The following is a 23,599-nucleotide window of genomic DNA, read 5'->3' on the forward strand; positions in this document are numbered from 1 at the left end:
CAGGGTCAGCACCAGCCGTTTACCGGCCCGTTGACACCGGTGGAGAGGTAGGCGTCGGACACCCAGCTGCCGTCGCTGAGCCGGTCCCACAGCGCCGTGGTGCCGTAGCGGCCGGTGTGCGAGGTGCCGTTGGCGGAGCAGGAGACGGTGACGGTGGCGCCGTCGGCGACCGACCCGAGGACGCCGTACCCGGTGCCCGGTCCGGAGCGCCGGGTCAGCGTGCCGCCGCCGTTGGCGTCGACGACGCCCTGGTTGAAGCCGAGCGCGCCGTAGTTGTAGACGCCGCCGCCCGCGCCGACGTAGGCGGACCCGTGCCGCGCGCCGCCCTGGTACGCCGCCGCGCCGCTGACGAAGTCCCACTTGCCGATGCCGTGCCCGGCGATCGGGACGTACGCCGAGTTCTGTCGCAGTCCGAAGTGCACGTGCCGGCCGGTGGCGGAGCCGCCGCAGGTGACATCGGTGCCGGTGTTGCCCAGGAACGCGCCCTGGGCGACGCCCGCGCCGTTGACGGAGATGCTGTTCCACAGGTGGTAGTAGTCCGTCGAGTAGCCCCGGTCGTGGATGACCCGGATCCAGCCGGTGCACATCGTGTACGCGGTGCCGGCTCGGGCGGCGCGGACGACCTGGTCGCCGCCGGCGAGGTCGACCGAACTCCACGGCGCGGCGGCGCCGCCCCAGCCGTGCGGCCCGGAGGTGAGCGTCCACGTCTGCCCGACCGCGAACGGCAGCGCCATGCCGGTGCGGAAGTCGCTGCCCGCGTACGTCGGTGTGACAGGCGTGGTGAAGACGGCCTTCTCGGTCTCGCTCACCAGCGGCGACGCGGCGGCCAGGTCGCCGAACGCGGCCTCCCCGTCGAACGCGACGGTCCAGCCCCGGGCGTCGGCCCGGGCGAGGAAGACCGAGCCGGTGGGGTGCGCGTCGGCGGACCGGTCCGCCGGCAGCACCGCGGTGCCGAAGGCCCACCGCCCGTTCGAGCGGGTGACGCTGATCCGGGCCTGCTGCGCGTCCGCCGTACGGGCGGCGGCGTCGGCCGAGCCGAGAAGCTTCGCGGTCACGGCGTCGGCGACGGGGCCGGGTGCCGGGCGGGGAGCGGCGGTCGCGGGTGCCGGGGCTGCTGCCCAGGCGCCGATGGCCGCCAGGGCGCAGGAGAGCATGAGCCGTCGCATGGAGCCTCCTTATCGACATGTGTCACTGAATGGAGGCTATCGACGGTGGTGAAAGTTGTCTACGACTATCGATGCGACGGTGAAGGATCTATGCATCGGGGGTACCCGGAAGTGGATCTTCCGGGTGGCGGGGTTCCGAGGCCGGCGCTGTCGCGCGCGGCTCGACGGCGCGGCATCCGTTTCCGGTCGCCATTTCTGATCCGCCTTCAAAGATTGGCGGAAGTGACAATGCCGGCCGACGGTTGAGTAGAGATTTGACCGCTTCGGGTGGTTCGCGCGGCCGCACGTAATCGTAGTGATGTCGGTATCGTTCCGTCATTGTGGTGACCAGTCCCTTTCTGTGGGTTGTGGTGCGATGTCGGAAAGAATCGGCGTTCCGACATCCGGTGAAACAAAGGCCTGCCGTATTCGAGATCTTCGACATCTCCCGATGCTCCCGACGGTATAGTGCGACCATCCCCTATGGAGTGCCGGAAAGCGTCTGATCTGCGTGATGACACCTGGGCTGGAAAATGCGCCAACGGGCCCGTGCTTCGTCGGGCGGGGAGCACAGTTGGCGCGTATCGGAAAAGCCCAGGCCGCCGCGCTCGGCCACGGCCGGCAGATGGTCTGCGAAGTGGTCGGAGAGCCGGGCATCGGCAAGACCCGCTTCGTCCGCGAGGCCCTGGAACGATGCGCCCCCACGGTCCCGTGGGCCGTCGGGACGTGCGCGCCGGACGAGCGAGGAGTTCCCTTCCATGTGTTCCGGCACGCCCTCACGAAGGGCCAGCCACCCCGCCGCGGACTGCGTGCCGGGCGACCCGCACCGACCTGGGCGGAGCCCGCGGGCGCGGTGCCACCGGCGTCGGACGCCCGGCGGTTCCGGACCTACCAGGCGGCCCGCCGGCTGATCGGCCTGGCCGCCCGGGACGGACTGGTGCTGGTCCTCGACGACCTGCACTGGGCGGACGCCCCCTCCACCGGCCTGATCGCCCACCTCCTGAGGTATCCGGTGCCCGCGCCGCTGCTGCTCGTGCTCGTCTACCGCCCGCGCCAGATGGCGACCCCGATGCCGTTCGGCCCACCGGAATCCGACGAGAACGCCGATCCGGAACCGACGTCCCGTGACCGGATCGAACTCCGCCCGCTCGGCCTCGCCGAGGTCGCGCTCCTGCACCCCCACGTCGACCAGGCGGAGCTGCGAGCCCGGTACGACCTGACCGGCGGCAACCCCGGTTACCTGGCGGCGCTCCCGGCCGGCCCCGCTCCGGCCGGGAGCGACCCGCTCCGGGAGGCGCCTGGTGTTCGGCTGCCCGACGCGGCGGTGGCCGTGCTGCGCCGCGAGTGGGCCGACCTGCCGTCCGTCGAACTGGCCTGCCTGCGAGCCGGAGCGATAGTGGATGCGCCCTTCGCCCCGGACCTGCTGGCCGAGGTCGCGCAGGTGCCGGCGGCACTGGCGGTCGCGGCCGGCTGGCGGTTGGCCCGGCTCGACCTGATCCGCCGCGTCCCCGGCACCGGACGCTTCGCCTTCCGGCACCCGGTGCTGCGGATGGCGGTCGCCCAGGACACCGACCCGGCGTGGCGGGTGGACGCCTGCGCGCGAGCGCTCACCGCGCTCGTCGACCTGGGCGCGCCAGCCGCGGACCGGGCCCGCTACGCCGAGCGCCTGCTCGCCCTGCCGAACGGCCGCTGGGCCGGACGCTGCGTCGACGTGCTCTCCCGGGCCGCCCAGGAGATCCGGCGCGAGACACCGGACCTGGCCATCCGCTGGCTGCGGCTGGCGTTGCGGGCGCTGCGGCCGACGGCCGGTGAAGCCCAACGTCGCCGCGACGTGTCACTCGCGCTGGCCCAGGTCACCGGCGAGGCGGGCGACCTGGCCGAGAGCCGGGCACTGCTCCAGGAGATCGTGCCGCTGTTCCCCGCCGACCCGGAGGGACGACGGGCCCAGGCGGTAGCCCTGTGGGCGCGCGTGGAACGCCTGCTCGGCAACTACGCGGAGGCGGTGGCGATCAGCCGGCGCGAGCTGGCCGCGCTGCCGGCCGGCACCGGGCCCACCGGCGGCTACCGGCTCGCCACCGAGATCGGCGTCGCCGGCATCCTGGCCGGCCGCCCCGTGGCCGGGCTGCCCGACGCGCTCACCGCGGATCCCGGCGGCCCGGGCGTGGACCGGGCCGGCCTCCTGGCCGTACGCGGCCTGGCCGCCGTGCACGACGGCGCGCTCGACGACGCCCGTGGGCTGCTCGACGCCGGCGCCCGGATCGTCGACTCGCTGCCGGACCGGGACCTGCGGGACCACCCCGACTGCCTCACCGCGCTCGGCCTGACCGAGCTGTACCTCGAACGGCAGGCCGACGCGGTGCGGCACCTCGACCGCGGGCTGACGCTCGTCCGCGCCTCGCACCGCGACGACGGGTTGTGTCAGCTTCTGCTCGCGCGCACCGAGGTGGCGTACCACGCCGGCCGGCTGAGCACGGCCATCGGACTGGCCACCGAGGCCGGCATCGTCGCCCGGCGCATCGGCAGCCGCCACCTGCTGAGCTTCGCCCTGGCGTTCGAGGCGGAGGCGACCGCCTGGCGTGGCGGTCCTCGGGACGACGACCGGGCGGTGGCGCTGGCCCGCAGCGCCGTCGGAATCGCCACCGACCCCGCCACCTGGTGCGGTCGTACCGCCGCGACCGCGCTGGCGACGGCGGCGCTGCTGGCCGGTGATCCGGCGACCTGTGCCGAACTCGTGCGCTCGGCCGGCGGCGACAGCCGGCTCAGCCGCCTCCAGACCACCCTCCGTCCGATGTGGCACGAGCTGCTCTGCGCCGCCGCACTCGCCGCGGGCGAGGTGGACGACGCCGAGCAGCAGGCCCGGCAGGCGATGGCCGAGGCGGAGCAGGTGGGCCTGCCGGGGCAGCGGGGCTTCGCCGAGTCGGCGTACGGCGAGGTGCTGCTCGCCCGCGGCGAGGTCCCGGCGGCGCAGCTCCACCTGGAGGCCGCTGCCGACCTGTTCCGCTCCGGCGGCATGGCGCTGCGGCGCAGCCTCGCGCTGGCCTCCCTGGCCCGGGCGGCCGAAGCCGCGGACCAGCCCGGCCCGGCGGCGCGGGCCCGCCGCCGGGCGCTGGAACTGGCCGGGTGGTGCGGTACGGAACGGGTCGCCCTGCGACTGGCGCGTCCGGTCGGCCCGCGCGAGGCCGCCGCGCTGACCGACCGGGAATGGCACATCGCGCGGCTGGCGACGACCGGAGTCACCAGCCGGCTGATCGGGCGGCAGCTCAACATCAGCCCGCGCACGGTGGAAGCGCACCTGACCCGGATCTACCGCAAAGCGGGCGTCGCGTCCCGGTCGGGCCTGGTCGCCTGGGTCGCCCGGCTCGACGACACCGATCGGTGACCGCTGTCCGGGCCGGATGACATCGTTCCGTGCAACGCCCGCGGACCGGGTAGCACGAGGCCGCGCCGCCACCGGCCCGGGCCGACGGTCGCTCACATACTCGACTGCATCGGGCGCGATTCCCGCGCACCGGCTGTGGATGGAGGACGAGATGCTGGGCAGAAGATCCGTCAGGAGCCCGCGTACCCTCGCCGCGCCGGTGCCGGCGATGCCGTTCGCCGCCGCCGCTGCGGCGCTGCTGATGCTGACCGGCTGTGGCGGCGAACCGGTGGACGCGGCCACCCCCGCGCCCGAGGGCTCGGCCGGCTTCGGCCGGGACCGGGCCGCGCTGGTGCTCACCGCCTTCGACCAGGCCGACTCGGCCGCCTCGGTGGCCGGCGACATCGAGACGCTGCGGACCCAGGAGGTTCCGCCCTCGCTGGACCTCAGCGTCGCCGCGGTCCGCCGGGCCGCCTACAACCAGCAGGCGCAACCGTCGTTCCAGCACATCAACCCGGCGTTCGCGGTGCCGCCCGGCGACCCGGCGTGCTTCCTCGTCACGGCCACCCTCAAGCTGGCCGGCTCAGAGCTGGCCCCCACCGACGTCAGCCAGTTCGTGCTCGGCACGGACGGCCAGTGGAAGCTCAGCCACAACGTCCAGGTCACCCAGCCTGCGCTGGTGGCCGCCCGGAGCATCGACGGCCGGCCGGCCACCGAGGGCGGCACCGCCCTGGACGAGACCAGCCGCCGGGCGCTCGCCGCCGAGGTGTTCGCCCGCAGCATCGGGTCGACCACCGGCAACCGGTCCCTGATCGCGTCCAGCCCGCTGCTCGACGGCCAGTTCGCCGGCGGCTGGGAGGTCTACGGGCAGCAACTCGCCGGCGTCGGCGCGGAGGTCCGGCGAACCCTGGACCGGGCGGAGTGGTCGGACTGCGCGGTCACGACGCCGACCGGCACGCTGACCTTCCTGACCGTCCACGCCACCGACACGCTGCGCCCGGCGCCCGGCGGTCCGGCCACCGTCCGGATGGTGCCGCAGAGCCCGGACCTGATCGCCACCGGTCATCGCACGGCGGTGAGCGGAAAATCCATCCGGGTCAACCGGGTGGAGACCTTCCTGCTGCTCGTACCGGAGCAGACCACCGGCACGTCGGTGCTGGGACTCAACGACACCGCGTTGACGGTCACCGCCGGCTGACCGCGCACCGACCCCGCCGACGGCAGAAACCGGTGGCATCACTCGGGATCGGAGGCCGCGGACCGCGACGATGACAGCAGCCGTGATCGCCGGCGGGGCCGGTGGTACCCGCGGCCCGGCCACCAGGCTCGGGAGGAACCATGTGGCGTCCGCGCTTCCGATCGGACTACGTGCCGGTGCGGCTGCCCGACGGCCCGCTCGTGGTGCTGGGGGAGACCCGCAGCCTGCTCGTCGACGATCCGGTCGCCGCGGACCTGGCCGACCAGCTCGACGGCGCCGCGCCGCTGGCCGACGTGGTGGCCCGGCTGGCCACCCGGCACCCGGTCGCCGCCGTCGCCACCGCCCTCGCCCGGCTGCGTGACCACGGCCTGCTCACGTCCGGCCCGGCGCACACCTCGCCGGCCGAGGCCGCCGGCTGGGACGCCCGGGGCGTCCCGCCCGAGGCGGGGCGGCGGTGGATGGCCGGTGGCCCGGTCACCGTCGTGGACCTCGGGGCGCCCCGGGTGGCCGAGACCGCCGACGCGCTGCGCGCCCTCGGACTCGCCGTGACAGTGGTCGGGCCGGACGGACCGGACCCCGGCCCGGACGACGCCCAGGTGCTGGTGCTGCCGTCGTCGATGCTCGACCCCCGGCTGGCGTCGATGAACGACCGCCACCTGGCCGCCGGTCGCGCCTGGACCCTGGCCCGGCCGCACGGCAACGTCGTCTTCCTCGGCCCGCACCTGGTGCCGGGCCGTACCGGCTGCTGGGCCTGCCTGCGGCAACGCTGGCAGGAGAACGAGCAGGTGAACGCGTTCCTCGGCGGGCAGGACCTGGCCGGTCCGCTGCCGCAGCCCGGACGGGCGGTCCTGCCCGGACTGGCCACCACCGCCGCCGGCCTGCTCGCCGCCGAACTCGCCGTGCTCGCCGTGCGGGGTACGTCGCCCCGCCTCACCGGCCGGATGGTGGCCCTGGACACCCGGGACCTGAGCACGGAGAGCCACCAGCTCGTACGCCAACCGCAGTGCCCCGCGTGCGGCGACCCGGACCTCGTCCGCAAGGCCGAGCCCCGGATCGACCTGCCACCGAGCGGCGCCCAGCCCAGCCGGGCCGGAGACTCCCGTACCCGGGAACCCGCCGAGACGTACGCGGCACTCGCCCACCACGTCAGCCGGTACCTGGGCGTGGTGAGCCGGCTGACCCCGCTGGAGGCGACCGACAACGGCGTCACCCACACCTACTCCGCCGGGCACAACTTCGCCCAGCCCCGCGAGCTCGCCGGGCTGCGCCGCAACCTGCGCGGGCAGAGCGGCGGCAAGGGCCGGACCGACCTCCAGGCCCGGATGAGCGCGATCGGGGAGGCGGTGGAGCGCTACTGCGGGGTGTGGCGTGGCGACCGACCGGTGCACCGGGCGACCTACCGGCAGCTCGGTCCGGACCGCGCGGTGCACCTGCGCGAGCTGCTGCTGTTCTCGGACCGCCAGTACGCCGACCGGGACCGGCTCAACCGCGACCTCGGCCACCTGCACCGCGTTCCCCGCCCGTTGCCGGAAGACGTGGAGCTGGACTGGACGACGGGCTGGTCGCTGACCCGGCAGACGCCGCGCGAGCTGCCCGCCGCGTACTGCTGGTACGGCCACCCGGAGCTGACCGGGCTGGGGGTGTGCTCGGCCGACTCGAACGGCTGCGCGGCCGGCGGCAACCTGTCCGAGGCGATCCTGCAGGGCTTCTGCGAACTCGTGGAGCGGGACAGCGTCGCCCTGTGGTGGTACCACCGCTCCCGGATGCCCGGCGTGGACCTCGCCTCGTTCGCCGACCCGTGGACCACCGCCTGCGTCGACCACCACGCCACCGCCCTGAGCCGCGAGCTGTGGGCCCTCGATCTGACCGCCGACCTCGGCGTACCCACGTTCGCCGCGGTGTCCCGGCGGGCCGACGGCGGGACGGAGGACGTCCTGGTCGGCTTCGGCGCGCACCTGGACGCGCGGGTCGCGCTGACCCGCGCGCTCACCGAGGTGAACCAGTTCCTGCCCGCCGTGCCCGGACCCACCTCCGAGCGCAACCGGTACGGCGGCGACGACCCGGACACCGCGCGCTGGTTCGGCACGGTGCGGGTCGCCGAACAGCAGTGGCTGTCCCCGGATCCGACCCGGCCGCCGCGCACCGCCGCCGACCACCCGACGCTGACCACCGGCGACGTGGGCGACGACGTGCGCCGGTGCGTACGCCGGGCGGAGCGGGCCGGCCTGGAGGTGATCGTCGTCGACCAGTCCCGCCCGGACGTCGACCTGGCCGTGGTGAAGGTCGTCGTGCCGGGCCTGCGGCACTTCTGGCGCCGGCTCGGCCCCGGTCGGCTGTGGGACGTGCCGGGCCGCCTCGGCCGGGACCCGCTGGCCGCCGACGAGACGTCGGCCAACCCGCTGAACGTGTTCTTCTAGCCGGCGCTCCCGGCCCGCCGGTGAACGTGGAAGGGATGGTGGGGGATGACCACAGTTGCGGACCCGACCGGTCGGCGGCGGTCGTCGTGAACGGCGCCGGCGGCGGTCCTCCGGTCCAGGAGTCGTACCGGCTGCGCCGTGACGCGGAGCTGCGACTCGGTGAGGACGGCTCGCTGCTGCTGCAGCAGACCCGCTTCCGGCTCACCCTGGAGCGACCCGGCATGGGCCGGCGGGCGCTGCTGCTGCGCCTCGCCGCCGACTGGGTCGGCGACGTCGAGGTCGGCCGGCTGATCAGCGGCCTGGAGGGGGAGAGCCGGGTGCTGCCGGCGCAGTTGCTGCTGCGCCGGCTGCTCGCCCACTCCTGGCTGGAGCGCCGCGTCCAGGTCGACGACCGGGCGCTGCTCGACCTCGTGCCCACCGGGCTGGGCCGGGGCAGCCTGCCGGAGAGCCGCCCGCACACCCCGGGGGTCCGCTACCGGCTCTCCCGCTTCGCCACCCTCCAGCACGATCGGGGGATGCTGATGGCCGCGTCGTCGCTGAGCACCCTCACCGTCGGTTGCGCCGACGCCGCCGTCGGCGCGGTGCTGGCCGCCGCCGTGCCGGGCCTCGGACCCGACACGGTGGCCCGCATGCTCGGCGTGCCGCCGGAGGCCGCCGGGCGGGTGCTCGACGAGCTGGCCACCGCCCGGATCCTGGTCACCGACGCCGAGTACGAGGCGGAGCACGACGACGCGCCGCTCGCCTACTGGTCGCCGGAGGAGCTGCGGCTGCACCACCGCTCCCGGGCCGGCCGGCACGCGCTGCCGGTGGGCGGCACCTACCGGATGCGGGAACGCTTCGCGCCGCAGCCGCTGCGCCGCCCGTACGACGGGGGCCGGGCGGTCGAGCTGCCGCTGCCCGACCTGGCGACGATCGCCAAGGCGGATCCCGCGTTCAGCCAGGTCGTCGCGGACCGGCGCAGCGTGCGCGAACACGACGACACCTCGCCGCTGCCCCTGGAGCGGCTGGCCGAGTTCCTGTACCGGTCACAGCACACCACAGTCGTCGGCGAGGCCGGTGGACAGGAGGTGGGCCACCGGCCCTACCCGGGCGGCGGCGGTGTCTACGAGCTGGAGATCTATCCGCTTGTCGCGCGCTGCGCCGGGCTCGACCCCGGGCTCTACCACTACGACGGCGTCGGGCACCGGCTGGAGCCGGTCGCCGGCTGGGGCGCGGCCGCCGACCGGCTGCTGGCGTACGCCCGGGCGGCCGGCGCCATGCCCCGGCCGCCGCAGACGGTCCTGGTGGTCACCGCCCGGGTCCAGCGGCTGATGTGGAAGTACGAAGGGATGAGCTACGCCATGATTCTCAAGGACGCGGGTGTGCTGACCCAGCAGATGTACCTCGTCGCCACCGCCATGGGGCTGGCGCCGTGCGCCCTCGGCGCCGGGGACTCCCAGGCCTTCGCCGAGTTGTCCGGGCTCGATCCGCTCGTCGAACCGAGCGTGGCCGACTTCCTGCTCGGCTCGCGCCGTCCCGCCGACACGGGGGCCCGGCCGTGAAGTTCCGGCGGCAGGCGCTGCGTCAGCTGGAGGCGCCCGAGCAGCTCGACCGCGCGGTCCGGCTGACCACAGTGCCGAACTGGCTGGCCACCGTGGCGCTGGTCATCGTCGTGGTGGCCGCCGGGGTCTGGTCGGTGCGTACCGTGGTGCCCCGGACCGTCGAGGCCGCCGGGGTGCTGATCCACTCCAACGGGATCTCCGCCCTCGACGCGCTCGACAGCGGCCAGGTCACCAAGGTGTGGGCGTCGCCGCACCAGCGGGTCACGAAGGGCACGCCCCTCTACAGCCTGCGCACCATGGACGGCAAGGTGCGGGTGGAGAACGCGCCGGGTGACGCGTACGTCGTGGCCTGGCTGGTCTCGGAGGGCGAGATCGTCACCCCCGGCACGCACCTGGCCGACCTGGAACGGCTCGACACCGCCGGGGACGCGTTGCAGGCCGTCGTCTACGCTCCCGCCGTCGCCGCGCCCCTGCTGCAACCGGGCGTACCCGTCGAGGTGGCCGCCGCGGCGGCGCCCCGCAACGTGTTCGGCACCCTGGCCGGCCGGGTGACCACCATCGGCGCCTTCCCGGAGACCGAGGCCTCGCTGCGCGCCTTCCTGGGCACCGGGCCGGACGTCCGGCGGCTGCTCGCCCGGGGCAGCGTGGTCCGGGTGACAGTCACCCTGGAGCCCGACCCGGCGGCCCCGGGTGGCCTGCGCTGGACCAAGTCCCCGCCGCCGTTCCAGCTCAACTCGGCCAGCGAGGTCACCGCCTGGTTCACAGTGGACCAGGAACACCCGATCGACTGGTTGCTGGGACGATGAGCGCGCCCCCGACCGCCGCCACCGGAACGCCGGAGCCTCCCCGCATCCGGCGTCGACGGGTCCGTACGCCCACCCTGATCCAGATGGAGGCGGTGGAGTGCGGCGCCGCCGCGCTCGGCATCCTGCTCGCCCACCACGGCCGGCACGTACCCCTGGAGGAGCTGCGCCGGGTGTGCGGGGTGAGCCGGGACGGCTCCACAGCGGCCACTGTGCTCCGGGGCGCCCGCCGGTACGGGATGGTGGCGAAGGGCTTCCAGATGGACCTGGCCGGCCTGGCCACGGTGGCGCTGCCGGCGGTGCTGTTCTGGCGGTTCGAGCACTTCGTGGTGCTGGAGGGGCTCGGCCGCAAGGTCTTCATAAACGATCCGGCCACCGGCCCCCGCGCGGTGAGCTGGGAGGAGTTCGACGGCGCCTTCACCGGCATCGCGCTCACCATGGAGCCCGGCCCGGAGTTCCGGCCGGGCGGCACCCGCTACCGGCTGGTGCGGGCGCTGGCCGAACGGTGGCGCGGCCCGGGCTCGGCGATCGCGCAGATGCTGCTGCTCGGCCTGCTGATCGCCGTGGTCGGCTTGACCATCCCGGTGATGGCGAAGGTCTTCGTCGACCGGGTGCTGCTCCAGGAGGACCGGGCCGCGTTCGCCGGCCTGGTGGCGGCGGTGGCGGTGGCCACCGTGCTGACCTTCCTGGCCGGCCTGCTCCAGCAACGCCTGACCGTACGCGCGGAGACGGCGCTCGCCCTGAGCAGCGCGGCCCGGTTCTTCCGACATCTGCTGCGGCTGCCGCCGGCCTTCTTCGACCAGCGGCAGGCCGCCGACCTCAGCCAGCGGGTCCGGGGCAACGAGGTGGTCGCCGAGGTGCTCACCCGCCGCGCGGCCACCACGGTGGTGGACACCGGCCTGGTGCTGGCGTACGGGGCGCTGCTCTGCCAGTACGACCTGCTGCTCGGACTCTGCGCGGCGGTCCTCGCCGGGCTGAACGTGAGCGTGCTGCGTTACGTCGCCTCGACCCGGTCGACAGCCGTCGCCGGGCTCCAGGCGGACCGCAGCAAGCTGGTGACCACCGTCTACACCACGGTCCAGATGATCGAGACGGTGAAGGCCGGCGGCGAGGAGGAACGCGCCGTGGCCCGGTTCGCGGCGCGCCACGCCACAGTCGCCACCCGCCAGCAGCGGCTGGGGGTGCCCACCGCTGTGCTCTCCGTCCTGCCCGCGTTCCTCGCCTCCGGGACCACCGCCGTGCTGCTGGGGCTGGGCAGCCGGCAGGTGGTGGCGGAGGCGATGAGCGTCGGCGTGCTGGTCGGCATGCAGAGCCTGGCCGCCGCGATGAACCGGCCGTTGGGCAACCTGACCGCGCTGGGCTCGCGGCTGCAGGACATGAGCGCCGACCTCAACCGGCTGCGGGACGTGGAGCGGTACCCGCTGCCGTCGGCCGGGGACCGGCCCGCCGGGCCGTTGGCGCCGATGGAGGGGCACCTGCGCATCGAGGACGTGACCTTCGGCTACAACCCGCTGGGCCGGCCGCTGCTGGAGAACTTCAGCCTGGACCTGCCGCCGGGTGCCCGGGTGGCGCTCGTCGGGCGGTCGGGCAGCGGCAAGTCGACAGTGGGCCGGCTGGTGGCCGGGCTCTACCGCCCGTGGACCGGGCGGGTCACCGTGGACGGCCTCGAACGGCCGGGGACCGACGACGGCCTCTGGGCGGCCACGGTGGCCATGGTGGACCAGGACCAGCGGCTGTTCGAGGGCACGGTGCGCGACAACGTCACCATGTGGGACCTCACCGTCGCGGACGAGGACGTCGTCACCGCGCTGACCGACGCCTGCCTCTACGACGAGGTGGCGGCCCGGCCGGGCGGCCTGGCCAGCCCGGTACGGGAGAACGCCCGCAACTTCTCCGGCGGGCAGCGGCAGCGGCTCGAGATCGCCCGCGCGCTCGTCCGCAATCCCCGGGTTCTCGTGCTCGACGAGGCGACCAGCGCGCTGGACGCCGAGACCGAACGCCAGATCGACAGGCACCTGCGGCGGCGGGGGGCGACCTGCCTGATCGTGGCCCACCGCCTGTCCACGGTCCGCGACTGCGACCTGATCGTCGTGCTGGACGGCGGCCGGGAGGTGGAGCGCGGCACCCACGAGCAACTGGTCGCCCGCGACGGCGCGTACGCACGCCTGGTCCGGGACCACTGACCACGACGACCCGAGGAGACGCTGATGAGCGGCGCGGTGGAGAATCCCTCGCCCGGCAATCTGATCGGCTTCTGCGCCGACGGCGTACGCCAGGTCTGCCGCCTCGACGACACGGTGGCGGGCTGGCTGGTGACCGGCGGCGAGGCCGACCTGTTCGCGGTGCGCCGGGCCGGGACGAACCCGTCGCGCCGGCACCACGTGGCCCGGCTGCCGGCGGGTGGCCTGGTGCCGACGTCCACCGCGATCGGTGTGTGGCAGCTGATCCTGGTGCCGCTGCCCGGCACGGACCTGCGCGGACTGTCCCGGCCCCACCTGTCGCTGCTGGAGCGGCAGGTACGGCCCGGCCTCCCGGCGGACGAGGAGGTGTCGCCGCGGGCGCGGCGCGCCGCGGCGGAGCTGGTCGCGGCGGTGGACCTGGTGCTGGTGGCCGTCGCCGACGCGCTGCGCCGCGGGCAGGCGCCCCGGGAGGCGTCCACCCTGAGCGGGCGCGAGATCGTGTCGCTGGCGCAGGGGAGCGCCCTCGTCTCCACCGGCGGTGCCTGGTGGCTGCGCAGCGCCGGCGGGCAGTTGCGCCGCAACGACGGCGGTCCGGCGGAGATGTCGGGGGAGCGGGAGCTGTTGCTGGTCGCCGAGCGGGACTGGGTGGTGGCCGAGTCGCCGTGCGCGGTGGAGAGCCACGGCAGCTGGGACCTGCTGGTCAGCGGTCAGCTCCGGTCGGCGGTCGACCAGCACGTGGTGCGGCTGCTGCGGATGGTGGAGACCCGCGTCGAGGAGGCCGACGCGGCCCTGCTGAGCGGCGTGGAGCGGCGCCGGCAGATCGACGCCGAGGTGCTCGCCGCGGCGGCCCGCCGGTCGCTCGGGGTGATCGGCGCGGGCGGTTCGCTCCCGGTTCCGGACACCGAGGCCGGCTTCGACAGGTACGGGCGGGCGGCCTCGGTGGTCCGGGTGGTCACCGAGGGGATGGGCAGCCCGGTCAACGAGCCGGCCGACCGCAGCGGCGCGCCACTTGACGACCGGGTGGCGGTGCGTGCGGTGTCCCGGGCGTCCAGCCTGTTCCTGCGCGAGGTGCGGCTTCCGGACCGGTGGTGGCGGCGGGACCTGGGGCCGCTCGTGGGGTGGCGGACCGGCGACGACCCGTCCCGGGCCGTCGCGGTGCCGCTGGTGTTCCGCCGGGGCCGCTACCACCACGTCGACCCGGAGACCCGGGCGTACGGGCCGATCGACGCGACGGTCGCCGCGACGTTCGCCGCCGAGGCGACCCAGGTGCAGGCGCCGCTGCCGCAGGCCGCCCGGATGCGCCACCTGCTGCGGGCCGGGCTCGTCGGTGCGGCCCGCGACGTGCGCGGGCTGCTCGTCGCCGCCGCCTGCGTGGCGCTGCTGGGCCTGGGCGTGCCGCTGGCCACCGGCGAGGTGCTGGGCCAGTTGGCCCGGCAGGGCGAGGTGGACGGCCTGTTCGGTTTCCTCGCGCTGATGCTCAGCGCCGCTGTGGTCGCGGGACTGGTCGGCGTGGTGCAGAACCTGCGGTTGCTGCGGTTGGAGGGCCGGTTGCAGTCCGGCGCGCACCTGGCGCTCTGGGACCGGCTCATGCGGCTGCCCGCCCGGTTCTTCACCGGTCGCAGCAGTGGTGAGATCGCCAACTCGATGTTGGGGATCTCGTTCGTCGGCGAGGCGCTGAGCGCGCTGCTGCCGCAGCTCGTCTCCGCGGCCGCGACCGTCGCGGTGACCCTCGGCCTGCTCCTGGTGGTCGAGCCCGTGCTCGGGCTGTGGGGGGCGGGGATCGTCGCCGTCACCATGCTGGCCTTCGGCGCGTTCGCCGTCCTGATCGTCCGCCGGCAACGGATCGCGCTTCCGGCCGAGCACCGGGCGGCGGCGATGACCAACCAGTTGCTCGGGGGAATCGTCAAGATCAAGGTGGCGGCCGCCGAGGCCCGGGCGCACGCCCGCTGGTCGGAGGTGGCCGCGGTGGCCCGGGCGGCGCTGCAACGGGTCCGGCAGAGCCAGGCGGGCCTGGTCGCGTTCGCCACGGTGCTGCCGGTCGCCGGTCAACTGGTCCTGTTCGCCGTGCTGATGGGGCCGCTCGCCGGCCGGGTCACGCCGGCCGACTTCTTCGTCCTCAACGTCAGCTTCGCGATGCTGCTCGGCGCGCTGCTCGTGCTGGTGTCGGCCGGGGTCGAAGTGATCGCGGCGGTGCCCCGCCTGGGCGGCCTGCGGGACATCCTGCGCGCCGACCCCGAGGCCCGGCCGGACCGGGTGGACCCGGGCGAGCTGCGCGGTGAGGTCGCACTGCACCGGGTCACCTTCGCCTACCAGCCGGACGAGCCGCCGGTGCTCGTCGACATCGACCTGCACGTGCGCCCGGGTGAGTTCGTCGCCATCGTCGGGCCGAGCGGCTGCGGGAAGTCCACACTGCTCCGGTTGCTGCTCGGTTTCGAACGCCAGCAGCAGGGCGCGGTGCTCTACGACGGCCAGGACCTCGCCGAACTCGACGTGCACGCGGTCCGCCGGCAGTGCGGGGTGGTCCTGCAGGACGGCCAGCTCTTCGCCGGCTCGGTGCGGGACAACATCTGCGGCGCCGGCAGCTTCCCGCTGGACCAGGTCTGGGAGGCGGCGCGGATGGCCGGCCTCGCGGACGACCTGGAGGCGCTGCCGATGGGGATGAGCACCATGGTGCCGTTCGGCGGCGGGACGCTCTCCGTCGGGCAGCGTCAGCGGGTGCTGATCGCCCGCGCGCTGGCTCCCCGGCCCCGGATCATCTTCCTCGACGAGGCGACGAGCGCGCTCGACAACCGGACCCAGGAGGTGGTCACCAGGAGCACCGCGGACCTGGCCGCGACCCGGCTGGTGATCGCCCACCGGCTGTCCACGGTCCGCGCGGCGGACACCATCGTGGTGCTCGAAGCGGGGCGGATCGTCCAGCGGGGCACCTACGACGAGTTGATGGACCAGCCCGACGGGCTGTTCCACCGGCTGGCGCGACGGCAACTCGTGGACCAGCCGGAACGGTCCGACGCCGTGGTGGAGAGCCGGCAGCCGGACGGGCAGCCCGCGACGGGCTGAGGGCCGGTCAGCCGTTGTCGATGACCGCGCCGTCCTCCACGCACACGTCCGTGCCGAGGTGGTTCTCCAGCAGTTCCGCGACGTGCGCCTCGGCCTGGTTCTCCACGGCCAGCCGGAACGCCTCGGTGAGCACGCCGACCACGCCCTGGGTCAACAGCAGGGTCTCCCGGTCGAGGTCGGCCCAGGACGATCGGTTGCCGCTGCGCACCAGCTCCGGCGCGAGGGCCAGCAGCCGGGCGGTGACGGCGGCGACCAGATCGTCGGCGACCGGCCGGAGGCTGTCCAGCACCTCGCTGAGGGTCTGCAACGCCGGCACCGTGCCCACCCGTACCCGATGCAGGTCCAGGGCGGCGCGCAGCGGACGTGGCCGGGAGGTGCGGACGGTGCCGTCGTCGGCCCGTCCGATCACGCCGTGCCGGGTCAGCGCATGGGCCAGCGCGGGACGGTCGGCGGCCAGGCGCTGCAGCATCGCGGTCAGCCCGTCCGGCGCCTCGTCACCGGCCCGGACCCCGAGCATGGCCTCGATCGAGACCAGGTTGAAGCCCTGCCGCTGCAGGGCGAGGATCGCGTCCAGCCGGCGGACGTGGGAGTCGTCGTAGAGCGCGGCCCGGCCGTGCCGAACCGGTGGGGGCAGCAGCCGCCGGGCCTGGTGGGCGCGGATGTTGCGCGGCGACATGCCGACCTTGCGGGCGAGTTCGTCCACGCTGTACCCGGCCGGGCCGCCGGGTGTCGTCGTCACCTCGTCGATGGTCACGGTGGCCTCCGGCAGCACTCGGTGACGGAACACGGCAGCCGCCGGACCGCTGTCACGGTGGGCGATCCGACGATCGCAGCGTAGGTGCGGGCGCCGCGCGGGTGACAGGCGAGGAATTACTACTTGTTCACACTGATGACAATCATTAGAATCGCCAATCCGCGTCACGCCGTTGATTTCCATTACCCGGCTTTCGCCGCGGCGCGGACCGGTCGCGGCCGCATTCGATGAAATTCCCACTCGTCGGGCGGGCCGGAACGGCCGGTGGCCCACGATGAATCGGAACCGGCGGCCCGGACCCTCCCGCGCTGCCTGTCGCCGCCCCCGGTGTCGTCGTGGGCGGCCGACCGTCGAAGGGAGCAGGGGTGTGACAAATGTCGATCGAGCGGTCTTCGTGGCCGCGTACAGCCGGCTGGTCGCCGACGTCTGGGCCGACCCGGCCAAGGAGCAGGCGCTCGACCGGGACCCACGGGGGTTCCTCGCCGGCTACGGCCTTCACCTGCCCGAAGAGGTGCAGGTCCGGGTGGTCCGGGACGTCGCCGACGCCGATCCGGACCTCGAGGTGCAGGTCAAGTCGTGGGAGCTGGCGGAGTCCAGCGGCGCCTTCGTGCTCTTCGTGCCCTCGCTGCTGCCGGTGGCCGAGGCGGAGCTGGCCGAGGACGAGCTGGACAGCGTCGTTGCCGGCCTGGACTCCAGCTGCGCGTGCTGCTGCCCGTGCTGCTGCACCTGACACCGATGTCTGCCGCCCGCCGGCCGGCACGGCAGATTCTGATGGCAGTCAGCGGAAATCCTTGATTGCCGAACCTCGATCTTCCTAGCGTTCTCGCCACAGCAATTAACCGCCCGGCCCGCAGCCCCAGGAAAGGACCGAACGATGAGCAACGACGAGCAGGAATACGGCGCGAGATTCGTGACCAAGTACTCGGAACTGGTCACCGCGGTGTGGCGCAGCGACGAGGAACTGCAGCGGCTCCTCGCCGACCCGACCGGCTACGCGACGGCGGCCGGCCTGCCGGTCGCCCCCGGCGCCACCGTCGAGGTCGACCGCGCCCAGCCCGCCACGCTCTACACCAAGGAGCAGATCGTCGCCGACTGGTCCGGTACGCCCGGCCGGCACGTGCTGCACGTGCCCGAGGTGCCGCTGGTCGACCTCAACGAGCTGACCGAGGCCGAGCTGGAGACCGTCGCCGGCGGCGTGGCGCCGGCGGCCGACAACAACGTCAACATCATCGCCGTCCTCATCGTCTGAGTTCCCCTCCGCACCCCGCCGGGAGCCTCGATGACTGACACGACCGAGACCATCGCGTTCCGATCCGGCACCTACCGGACGGCCACTGTGGAGCAGACCTGGGCACGGGTCGGCGGCATGCTCGACCGGTTCCGGATCACCCGGGTCGCCGACATCACCCGGCTCGACGAGATCGGCCTACCGGTGCACGTCGCCTACCGGCCGGTCGGAGCCACCATGGCGGTGAGCGTCGGCACCGGCGCCACGGCGACGCAGTCCCGGGTCAGCGCGGTGATGGAGAGCATCGAGTCCTGGCATGCCGAGAACCTCCGGCCGGGGACCGCCGTCCGGTCCCCGGCCGAGGCGCTCGACCTGCCGTACGACGTCCGGTGGCTGCACCTGGCGGAGCGGTCGCCCCTGACCCCCGCCGTCGAACTCGACTGGGTGGCCGGCCGTGGGCTGGTGACCGGAGCGCCCTGCCTGGTGCCGCGCGCCACGATCGAACTCGACTTCACCGTCCGGCGGGGCTGGGACCGCGCCCTGTTCACCCCCAGCAGCAACGGGCTGGCCACCGGCAACACCTTCGCCGAGGCCAGCCTGCACGCCCTGCTGGAGGTCGTCGAGCGCGACTGCATCGCCCCGTACTGCACCTCGCCGCTCGCCGAGCGCACCTACACCGACCCGGGCACCGCCACGAACGCGATGACCCGCACCGTGCACGAGGCGCTGGTGCGGGCCGGCTGCTGGGTGGAGGTCTGCGACATCACGAACGCGGTCGGCGTGCCCTGCTACGCCGCCTCGATCTGGTCCCCCGACCTGCCGGTCACCTTCGGCGGCTTCGGCTGCCACGTGGATCCGGAGATCGCTGTCGGCCGGGCCATGTCGGAGGCGGCACAGTCGCGGCTGGTCATGGTCTCCGGGGCCCGGGACGACATCGACGCCACCGCGTACCACGACGTCGGCGCGCCGCCGGTGCCGCCACCCACCGTCGACCGGCCGGTCCGGCCGGTCCGCCGCGACCCCCCGCCCGCCGGGGACGTGACCCAGGTGCTGCGCGAGCTCGCGTCGCGGGTGCAGCGGATAACCGGCGTCGAGCCGTTCAGCGTCGACCTGACGCACGACGACATCGGCATCCCGGTGAGCAAGGTGTTCGCCCCCGGCCTGCGGATGTTCGACGAGCGGGCCCTGAGTACCCGACCAGGAGTGCCCCGTGACTGACGTCGTCTTCATCGGTCCGAGCCTGCCGGCCGACGAGGTCGGCCGGCTGCTGCCCGACGCGGTGGTGCTGCCGCCCGTCGCGCACGGCGACCTGCTCCGCCTGGACGTCGGCCCCGGCGACCGGGTCCTCGTCGTCGACGGGTTCTTCCTGCAACACCCGCCCGTACGCCACCGGGAGATCCTCGACCTGCTCGACCGCGGGGTGACAGTGGCCGGCGCGGCCAGCATGGGTGCGCTGCGCGCCGCCGAGCTGTGGCCGTTCGGCATGCGTGGCGTGGGCGAGGTGTTCCAGCTCTACCGCGACGGTGTCGTCACCGGCGACGACGAGGTGGCGGTGGTGCACGGGCCCGCCGAGGAGGGCCACCGCACGTTGAGCGAGCCGCTCGTGAACATCCGGGTCGAGCTGCGCCGCGCCGTCGCCGCCGGGGTGCTCGGCCAGGCCGAGGCCACGCTGTTGCTGGACGTCGCCCGGGACCTGCCGTTCCGGCGGCGGTCGTACCGCGCGCTGGAGCGCACCGCGCCACCCGGGGCCGCGGCCGTGGTGGACCGGTTCCTGACCTGGCGCCGGCACGACCCCTGGGACGCCAAGGGCGCCGATGCGCGGCTGCTGCTTTCGATGGCGGCGGCAGACGCGCCGGAGCTGTGCCCGGCGCACGCCGGCGACCAGCCGATCGACAACCTCCACACCCGCTTCCTCGACAGCTGGCGGTCGCGGTTCGCCGGGAAGCCGGTCGGTGGGCACTGGGTCAGCGACCGGGACGCCGCGGCGGTGCTGATGCTGCTGCACCCCGAGGCGCCGGCCTGGCACCGGCGTGGGGTGCTGGCCGGGCTGGCCGAGGTCGACATCGCCGACCCGGCGGTCGAGGAACGCGCCCACCAGGCGGCGTGCGAGCGCGGCCTGACCGGCACGGCGCCGGGTGGGTGGGACTGGCTCACCGACCGGGAACGGGGCATCGGCGACCGCGAGGCGGTGCTGCGGGTGCTGGTGCGGGCGTTCGGCACCACGCCGTACCGCAGCCTGGCGCTGTGGATGGTCGCGGCGCCGCTGCGTACCCCCGCGTTGCTCGCCGCGGCGCGGCAGGTCGCGGCGACCGCGGCGTCGCTGAACGAGACGCTCGTCCCGCGTACGACGGGACACCGCCGCCCGGGCGGCCGGCTCCACTTCCGCACCGAGGTGGTCGACGAGTGCTTCGCGCGGTTGTGGGGCTGCGACGCCGACGGGCTGGAGTCGGCGGCGTGGGACCGGGGCTTCGACGGCCTGGCGTCGTTCCGGTACGCCGCCGAGCCGCTCGTGGCGTACGTCAAGGCGTTCGGCGCCCCGCGACTGCCGGCGGTGGCGCAGGGCGCGCAGGAGGACATTCCGGCCGGTTGCACGGCCCGGGTCGGCTGAGGAGGCGTCGATGAGCGGAACGGTGAAGGCGGCACTGGTCTACCCCCCGCTGACCGACCCCACCTCGGGGTACCACTCCCTGAACTACCTCGACTCGTACGCCCGGGCACAGGGGCACCGGCCGGCGGAGATCATCGACGCCAACATCGAGGCGTTCCACCACTCGTACACGCCGTCGGCGTACGAGTGGCTGCGACGGGAGCTGTCCCGGTCCTCGACCGACGACCTCAGCGGCCCGGACGCGCTGATGGCCCGGGCGAACCACCTCGGCCTGCCCGACCCCGATCCGGAGCGGCTGCGCCGGTCGATCGGGGTGTTGCAGGATCCGAACCTGTTCTACGACTACCGGCACTACCAGGACGCGGTCGAAGGCGTGATCTCCTGGATGGACGCGCTCGGCGCGGTCGGGTTCCCCGGGCAGTTCCGCGCCGGCTTCCGGCTGCAGCCACCGCCGATGATCTCGATCGGCTCGGTGGCCGCGCTCACCGACGAGGCGCTGCTCGGTCGGCTCAACAAGCCCTTCCAGCCGTACTACGAGGACGTGCTGATCCCGCGGCTGGCCGCCGGTGGCCACCAGGTGATCGGGATCAGCGCCACCTATCAGTGGCAGCTTCCGTTCGCGCTCTGGATCGCCCGGCTCGTCCGCCGGGCCTGCCCGGACGTCTTCCTCGTCGCGGGCGGCACGGAGATCTCCGACGTCTGGAAGTGCGCCAGCAGACCCGAGTACGTCTTCCAGGTGCTCGCCGACTTCGACGCGATCGTGGTCGGGGAGGGGGAGACCGCGTACACGGAGATCCTGGACGCGGTGGCGGCCGGCACCCTGCCGGCCGGGCACCCCAACGTCCGCCTGCACCCCAAGTACGGCCGCCAGCGCCAGCTGCCCCTGCGCTACGAGCGTCTGGCGCAGGTGCCGGTCCCGGATTTCTCCGGTCTGCCCTGGGACCTCTACCTCAGCCCGGAACGGTTCGTCTACTACTCGCCGACCCGCGGCTGCTACTGGAACAAGTGCACGTTCTGCGACTACGGCCTGAACACCGACGGCCCGACGAGCCCGTGGCGGCAGGACACGGTCGGCAAGATGATCACGGACGTCACCGAGCTGTCGAAGTTCGCCAAGTTCATCTACTTCTCCGTGGACGTGCTCGCTCCCGCGACCATCCTGCGCTTCGCCGAGCAGGTCGTGGAGCGCGGGCTCGACTTCCGCTGGGGCGCCGAGATCCGGCTGGAGAAGTACTGGTCGGACGAGCGCTGCGAGCTGCTGCGGCGCAGCGGATGCGTGGCCGTGTCGGTCGGTTTCGAGTCCGGCAACCAGCGCATCCTCGACCTGATCGACAAGGGCACCAGACCGGAGCAGGTACGGCGCACCATGACCGCGATGACGAAGGCCAACATCGGCGTGCAGATGATGGGCTTCACCGGCTTTCCCACCGAGACCCGCGAGGAGGCGCTGGACAGCATCGCGTTCCTGCGCGACAACCCCGACCTGTGGACCCTCGGCGGGCTCGGCGACTTCATGCTGACCCCGGGCGCCATCGTCGCCAAGGAGCCGGACCGGTTCGGCATCACGAACGTACGGCCGGTGGAGGGTTCGGACATCGTCCGGATGCTCCGGTACGACGAGCCGGTGACCGAGGCGGCGCAGGCCGAGGTCGCCCGGGCCAAGGCCGACCTCAACCCGGGACACTTCCACCGTCCCTGGCTGGGCAGCACCGACACCCCGCACACGTTCTTCTACCACGACCGGTACGGCACCGCGGTACGTGGTGTGCTCGCCCACGACCGGGTGCGGCACGACACCGACGACCGGACCGAGTTCCTCGCCAACGGCGCGTTCGTGGACCGCGACGACGAGCAGGTCTGGGACGCGTACCGGCGGATCCGGTCCGACGAGCAGGAGGGCGTCCCCGGCGACCTGCCGGCGAACCGGCACCTGTTCCGCCGCACCGACGGCCAGGTGTTCGCGCTCAACCGCAGCAGCCGTCTGTTCCTGGACCTGTTCAGCACGCCGCTCACGCTCGCCGAGGCGCAGCGTCGGCTCTGGATCGTCGAACCGGCGGTCGCCGACCGGGTCTGGCGCACGTTCATCGGGCAGCGGTTGATCCGCCGGCACCAGCTCCCGGCCCCGGCCCGGCCGACGCGGTGACCCGAGCGCCGGTCGGGCCGGCGCACCCCGCCGAGTGGGATTTTGCACTCCCAGTGCACTTGTTTCCGGTTTCGCTGCTGCCTAGCGTCAGGCCATGGCTGACTCGTGGACGTTCGCTGTGGCCCGTGACGACCTCGCCCGCACCACGCTCGCCGACGGCGCGGCGCCCGCCCTCGCCGACGGGGAGGTGCTGCTGCGCGTGGACCGGGTCGGCCTGACCGCCAACAACGTGACGTACGCGGTGCTCGGCGAGGCGATGCGCTACTGGGAGTTCTTCCCGCCCGAGCCGCGCGGGCTCGACCGGCGGTGGGGACTGCCGCCGCTGTGGGGCTTCGCCGAGGTGGTTGCATCCACAGTGTCAGAAGTTGAGCCGGGCGTGCGGGTCTACGGCTACCTGCCGCCCGCCGGCCACCTCGTGGTACGCCCGGAGCGGGTGGACGGGACCGGCTTCCGGGACGCCAGCCCGCACCGGGTCGGGCTGCCCTCGCCGTACAACTCCTACCGGTCGACCACCGGCGACCCCGCGTACCGGGCGGAGCAGGAGGACCTGCTGATCCTGTTCCGGCCGCTGTTCTTCACCTCGTTCATGCTCGCCGACCAGGTCGTCGACAACGACTGGTACGGCGCGGAATCGCTTGTGCTGTCGTCGGCGTCGAGCAAGACGGCGTACGCCGCCGCGTTCGAGCTGCACGGCCGCGGCCATCGCCTGATCGGTCTCACCTCACCCGGCAACCTCGCCTTCACCAGGTCGCTCGGCTGCTACGACGATGTCCTCGCGTACGACGACATCGCGGCGCTCGACGTCGTGCCGACGGTCTACCTCGACCTGTCCGGCGCGCCCGCGCACCGGGCCGCCCTGCGGGCCCACCTCGGCGACCGGCTCGTCCGGGACATCGCCGTCGGCCTCACCCGGCAGACGCCGAACGCCGACGCCGCCGAGGAGGTCTTCTTCGCGCCGGTCCAGATGCGCAAGCGCAGCCGGGACTGGGGCCGCGACGGCCTCGACGCCCGGTTCGCCGACGCCTGGCAGCGGTTCTCGCAGGTGGTGAGCGGATGGCTCGACGTGCGGGCCGGCGCCGGCCCGGAGGCGCTGCGGGACGCCTGGCTCGACGTCCTCGCCGGCCGTACGCCGCCCCGGGTGGGCCACGTCGTGCAGCTCTGAGA

15 protein-coding genes are annotated in these 23,599 nt (G+C 73.9%); 13 read left to right on the top strand and 2 right to left on the bottom strand.

From position 1 onward, the window contains the following. Positions 1-5: 5 nt before the first annotated feature. Positions 6-1,166: a peptidoglycan DD-metalloendopeptidase family protein gene (locus KBX43_RS08980; protein WP_210884044.1), complete on the bottom strand. Its 1,161-nt coding sequence runs from the start codon at positions 1,164-1,166 to the stop codon at positions 6-8. Positions 1,167-1,659: 493 nt separating this feature from the next. On the opposite strand from KBX43_RS08980, the gene KBX43_RS31840 reads away from it, so the two are divergent. From KBX43_RS31840 to KBX43_RS09015, 7 genes are all read left to right on the top strand, one after another. Then, the gene (locus KBX43_RS31840; RefSeq protein ID WP_282100946.1) at positions 1,660-4,524 is read left to right on the top strand and encodes an AAA family ATPase; all 2,865 of its coding nucleotides are present in this window, start codon (positions 1,660-1,662) and stop codon (positions 4,522-4,524) included. Between the two features lie 151 nt (positions 4,525-4,675). Further along, positions 4,676-5,701 carry a hypothetical protein gene (locus KBX43_RS08990; RefSeq protein WP_124778776.1) on the top strand — a complete coding sequence of 342 codons (1,026 nt, stop codon included), beginning with the start codon at positions 4,676-4,678 and terminating at the stop codon, positions 5,699-5,701. A gap of 140 nt (positions 5,702-5,841) precedes the next feature. Then, complete coding sequence (locus KBX43_RS08995) at positions 5,842-8,118, top strand: TOMM precursor leader peptide-binding protein (RefSeq protein ID WP_209959796.1); 2,277 nt, start codon at positions 5,842-5,844, stop codon at positions 8,116-8,118. 35 nt (positions 8,119-8,153) lie between these two features. Continuing rightward, positions 8,154-9,659 carry a SagB family peptide dehydrogenase gene (locus tag KBX43_RS09000; RefSeq protein WP_210884046.1) on the top strand — a complete coding sequence of 502 codons (1,506 nt, stop codon included), beginning with the start codon at positions 8,154-8,156 and terminating at the stop codon, positions 9,657-9,659. Next, positions 9,656-10,465, top strand: coding sequence for an HlyD family efflux transporter periplasmic adaptor subunit (locus tag KBX43_RS32035; RefSeq protein WP_064448581.1), 810 nt, complete (start codon positions 9,656-9,658; stop codon positions 10,463-10,465). Before KBX43_RS09000 ends, KBX43_RS32035 begins: the two co-directional genes overlap by 4 nt. Next, positions 10,462-12,645, top strand: a complete 2,184-nt coding sequence (locus tag KBX43_RS09010; RefSeq protein WP_051611255.1) for an NHLP family bacteriocin export ABC transporter peptidase/permease/ATPase subunit — start codon at positions 10,462-10,464, stop codon at positions 12,643-12,645. Before KBX43_RS32035 ends, KBX43_RS09010 begins: the two co-directional genes overlap by 4 nt. Positions 12,646-12,669: 24 nt before the next feature. Beyond that, positions 12,670-15,702 (top strand): ATP-binding cassette domain-containing protein, encoded by a 3,033-nt coding sequence (locus KBX43_RS09015; protein ID WP_210884049.1) that lies wholly within the window; start codon positions 12,670-12,672, stop codon positions 15,700-15,702. Between the two features lie 7 nt (positions 15,703-15,709). Here KBX43_RS09015 and KBX43_RS09020 read toward each other — a convergent pair whose 3' ends face one another. After that, a complete protein-coding gene (locus KBX43_RS09020; RefSeq protein ID WP_158629852.1) occupies positions 15,710-16,489 on the bottom strand; it encodes a MerR family transcriptional regulator in 780 nt (259 codons plus the stop codon). Between the two features lie 334 nt (positions 16,490-16,823). Between KBX43_RS09020 and KBX43_RS09025 the strand changes: the two genes are divergently transcribed. The 6 genes from KBX43_RS09025 (at position 16,824) to KBX43_RS09050 (ending at position 23,597) form a co-directional block, all read left to right on the top strand. Beyond that, complete coding sequence (locus tag KBX43_RS09025; RefSeq protein WP_124778775.1) at positions 16,824-17,186, top strand: hypothetical protein; 363 nt, start codon at positions 16,824-16,826, stop codon at positions 17,184-17,186. Positions 17,187-17,330: 144 nt separating this feature from the next. After that, complete coding sequence (locus tag KBX43_RS09030) at positions 17,331-17,705, top strand: hypothetical protein (protein WP_043327003.1); 375 nt, start codon at positions 17,331-17,333, stop codon at positions 17,703-17,705. A 30-nt stretch (positions 17,706-17,735) separates the two neighbouring features. Further along, positions 17,736-18,902: a YcaO-like family protein gene (locus KBX43_RS09035; RefSeq protein WP_043327001.1), complete on the top strand. Its 1,167-nt coding sequence runs from the start codon at positions 17,736-17,738 to the stop codon at positions 18,900-18,902. Next, entirely contained in the window at positions 18,895-20,292 is a 1,398-nt protein-coding gene (locus KBX43_RS09040; RefSeq protein WP_166455771.1) for a TfuA-like protein, read from the top strand. The genes KBX43_RS09035 and KBX43_RS09040 overlap by 8 nt, the downstream gene beginning before the upstream one ends. A 10-nt stretch (positions 20,293-20,302) precedes the next feature. Next, positions 20,303-22,435 carry a radical SAM protein gene (locus KBX43_RS09045; protein ID WP_187692268.1) on the top strand — a complete coding sequence of 711 codons (2,133 nt, stop codon included), beginning with the start codon at positions 20,303-20,305 and terminating at the stop codon, positions 22,433-22,435. Between the two features lie 94 nt (positions 22,436-22,529). Next, the gene (locus KBX43_RS09050) at positions 22,530-23,597 is read left to right on the top strand and encodes a DUF2855 family protein (RefSeq protein ID WP_210884057.1); all 1,068 of its coding nucleotides are present in this window, start codon (positions 22,530-22,532) and stop codon (positions 23,595-23,597) included. Positions 23,598-23,599: the final 2 nt, after the last annotated feature.

Source organism: Micromonospora sp. C41 (assembly GCF_018070485.1).
In the GTDB taxonomy this organism is placed as follows: Bacteria; Actinomycetota; Actinomycetes; order Mycobacteriales; family Micromonosporaceae; genus Micromonospora; species Micromonospora chalcea.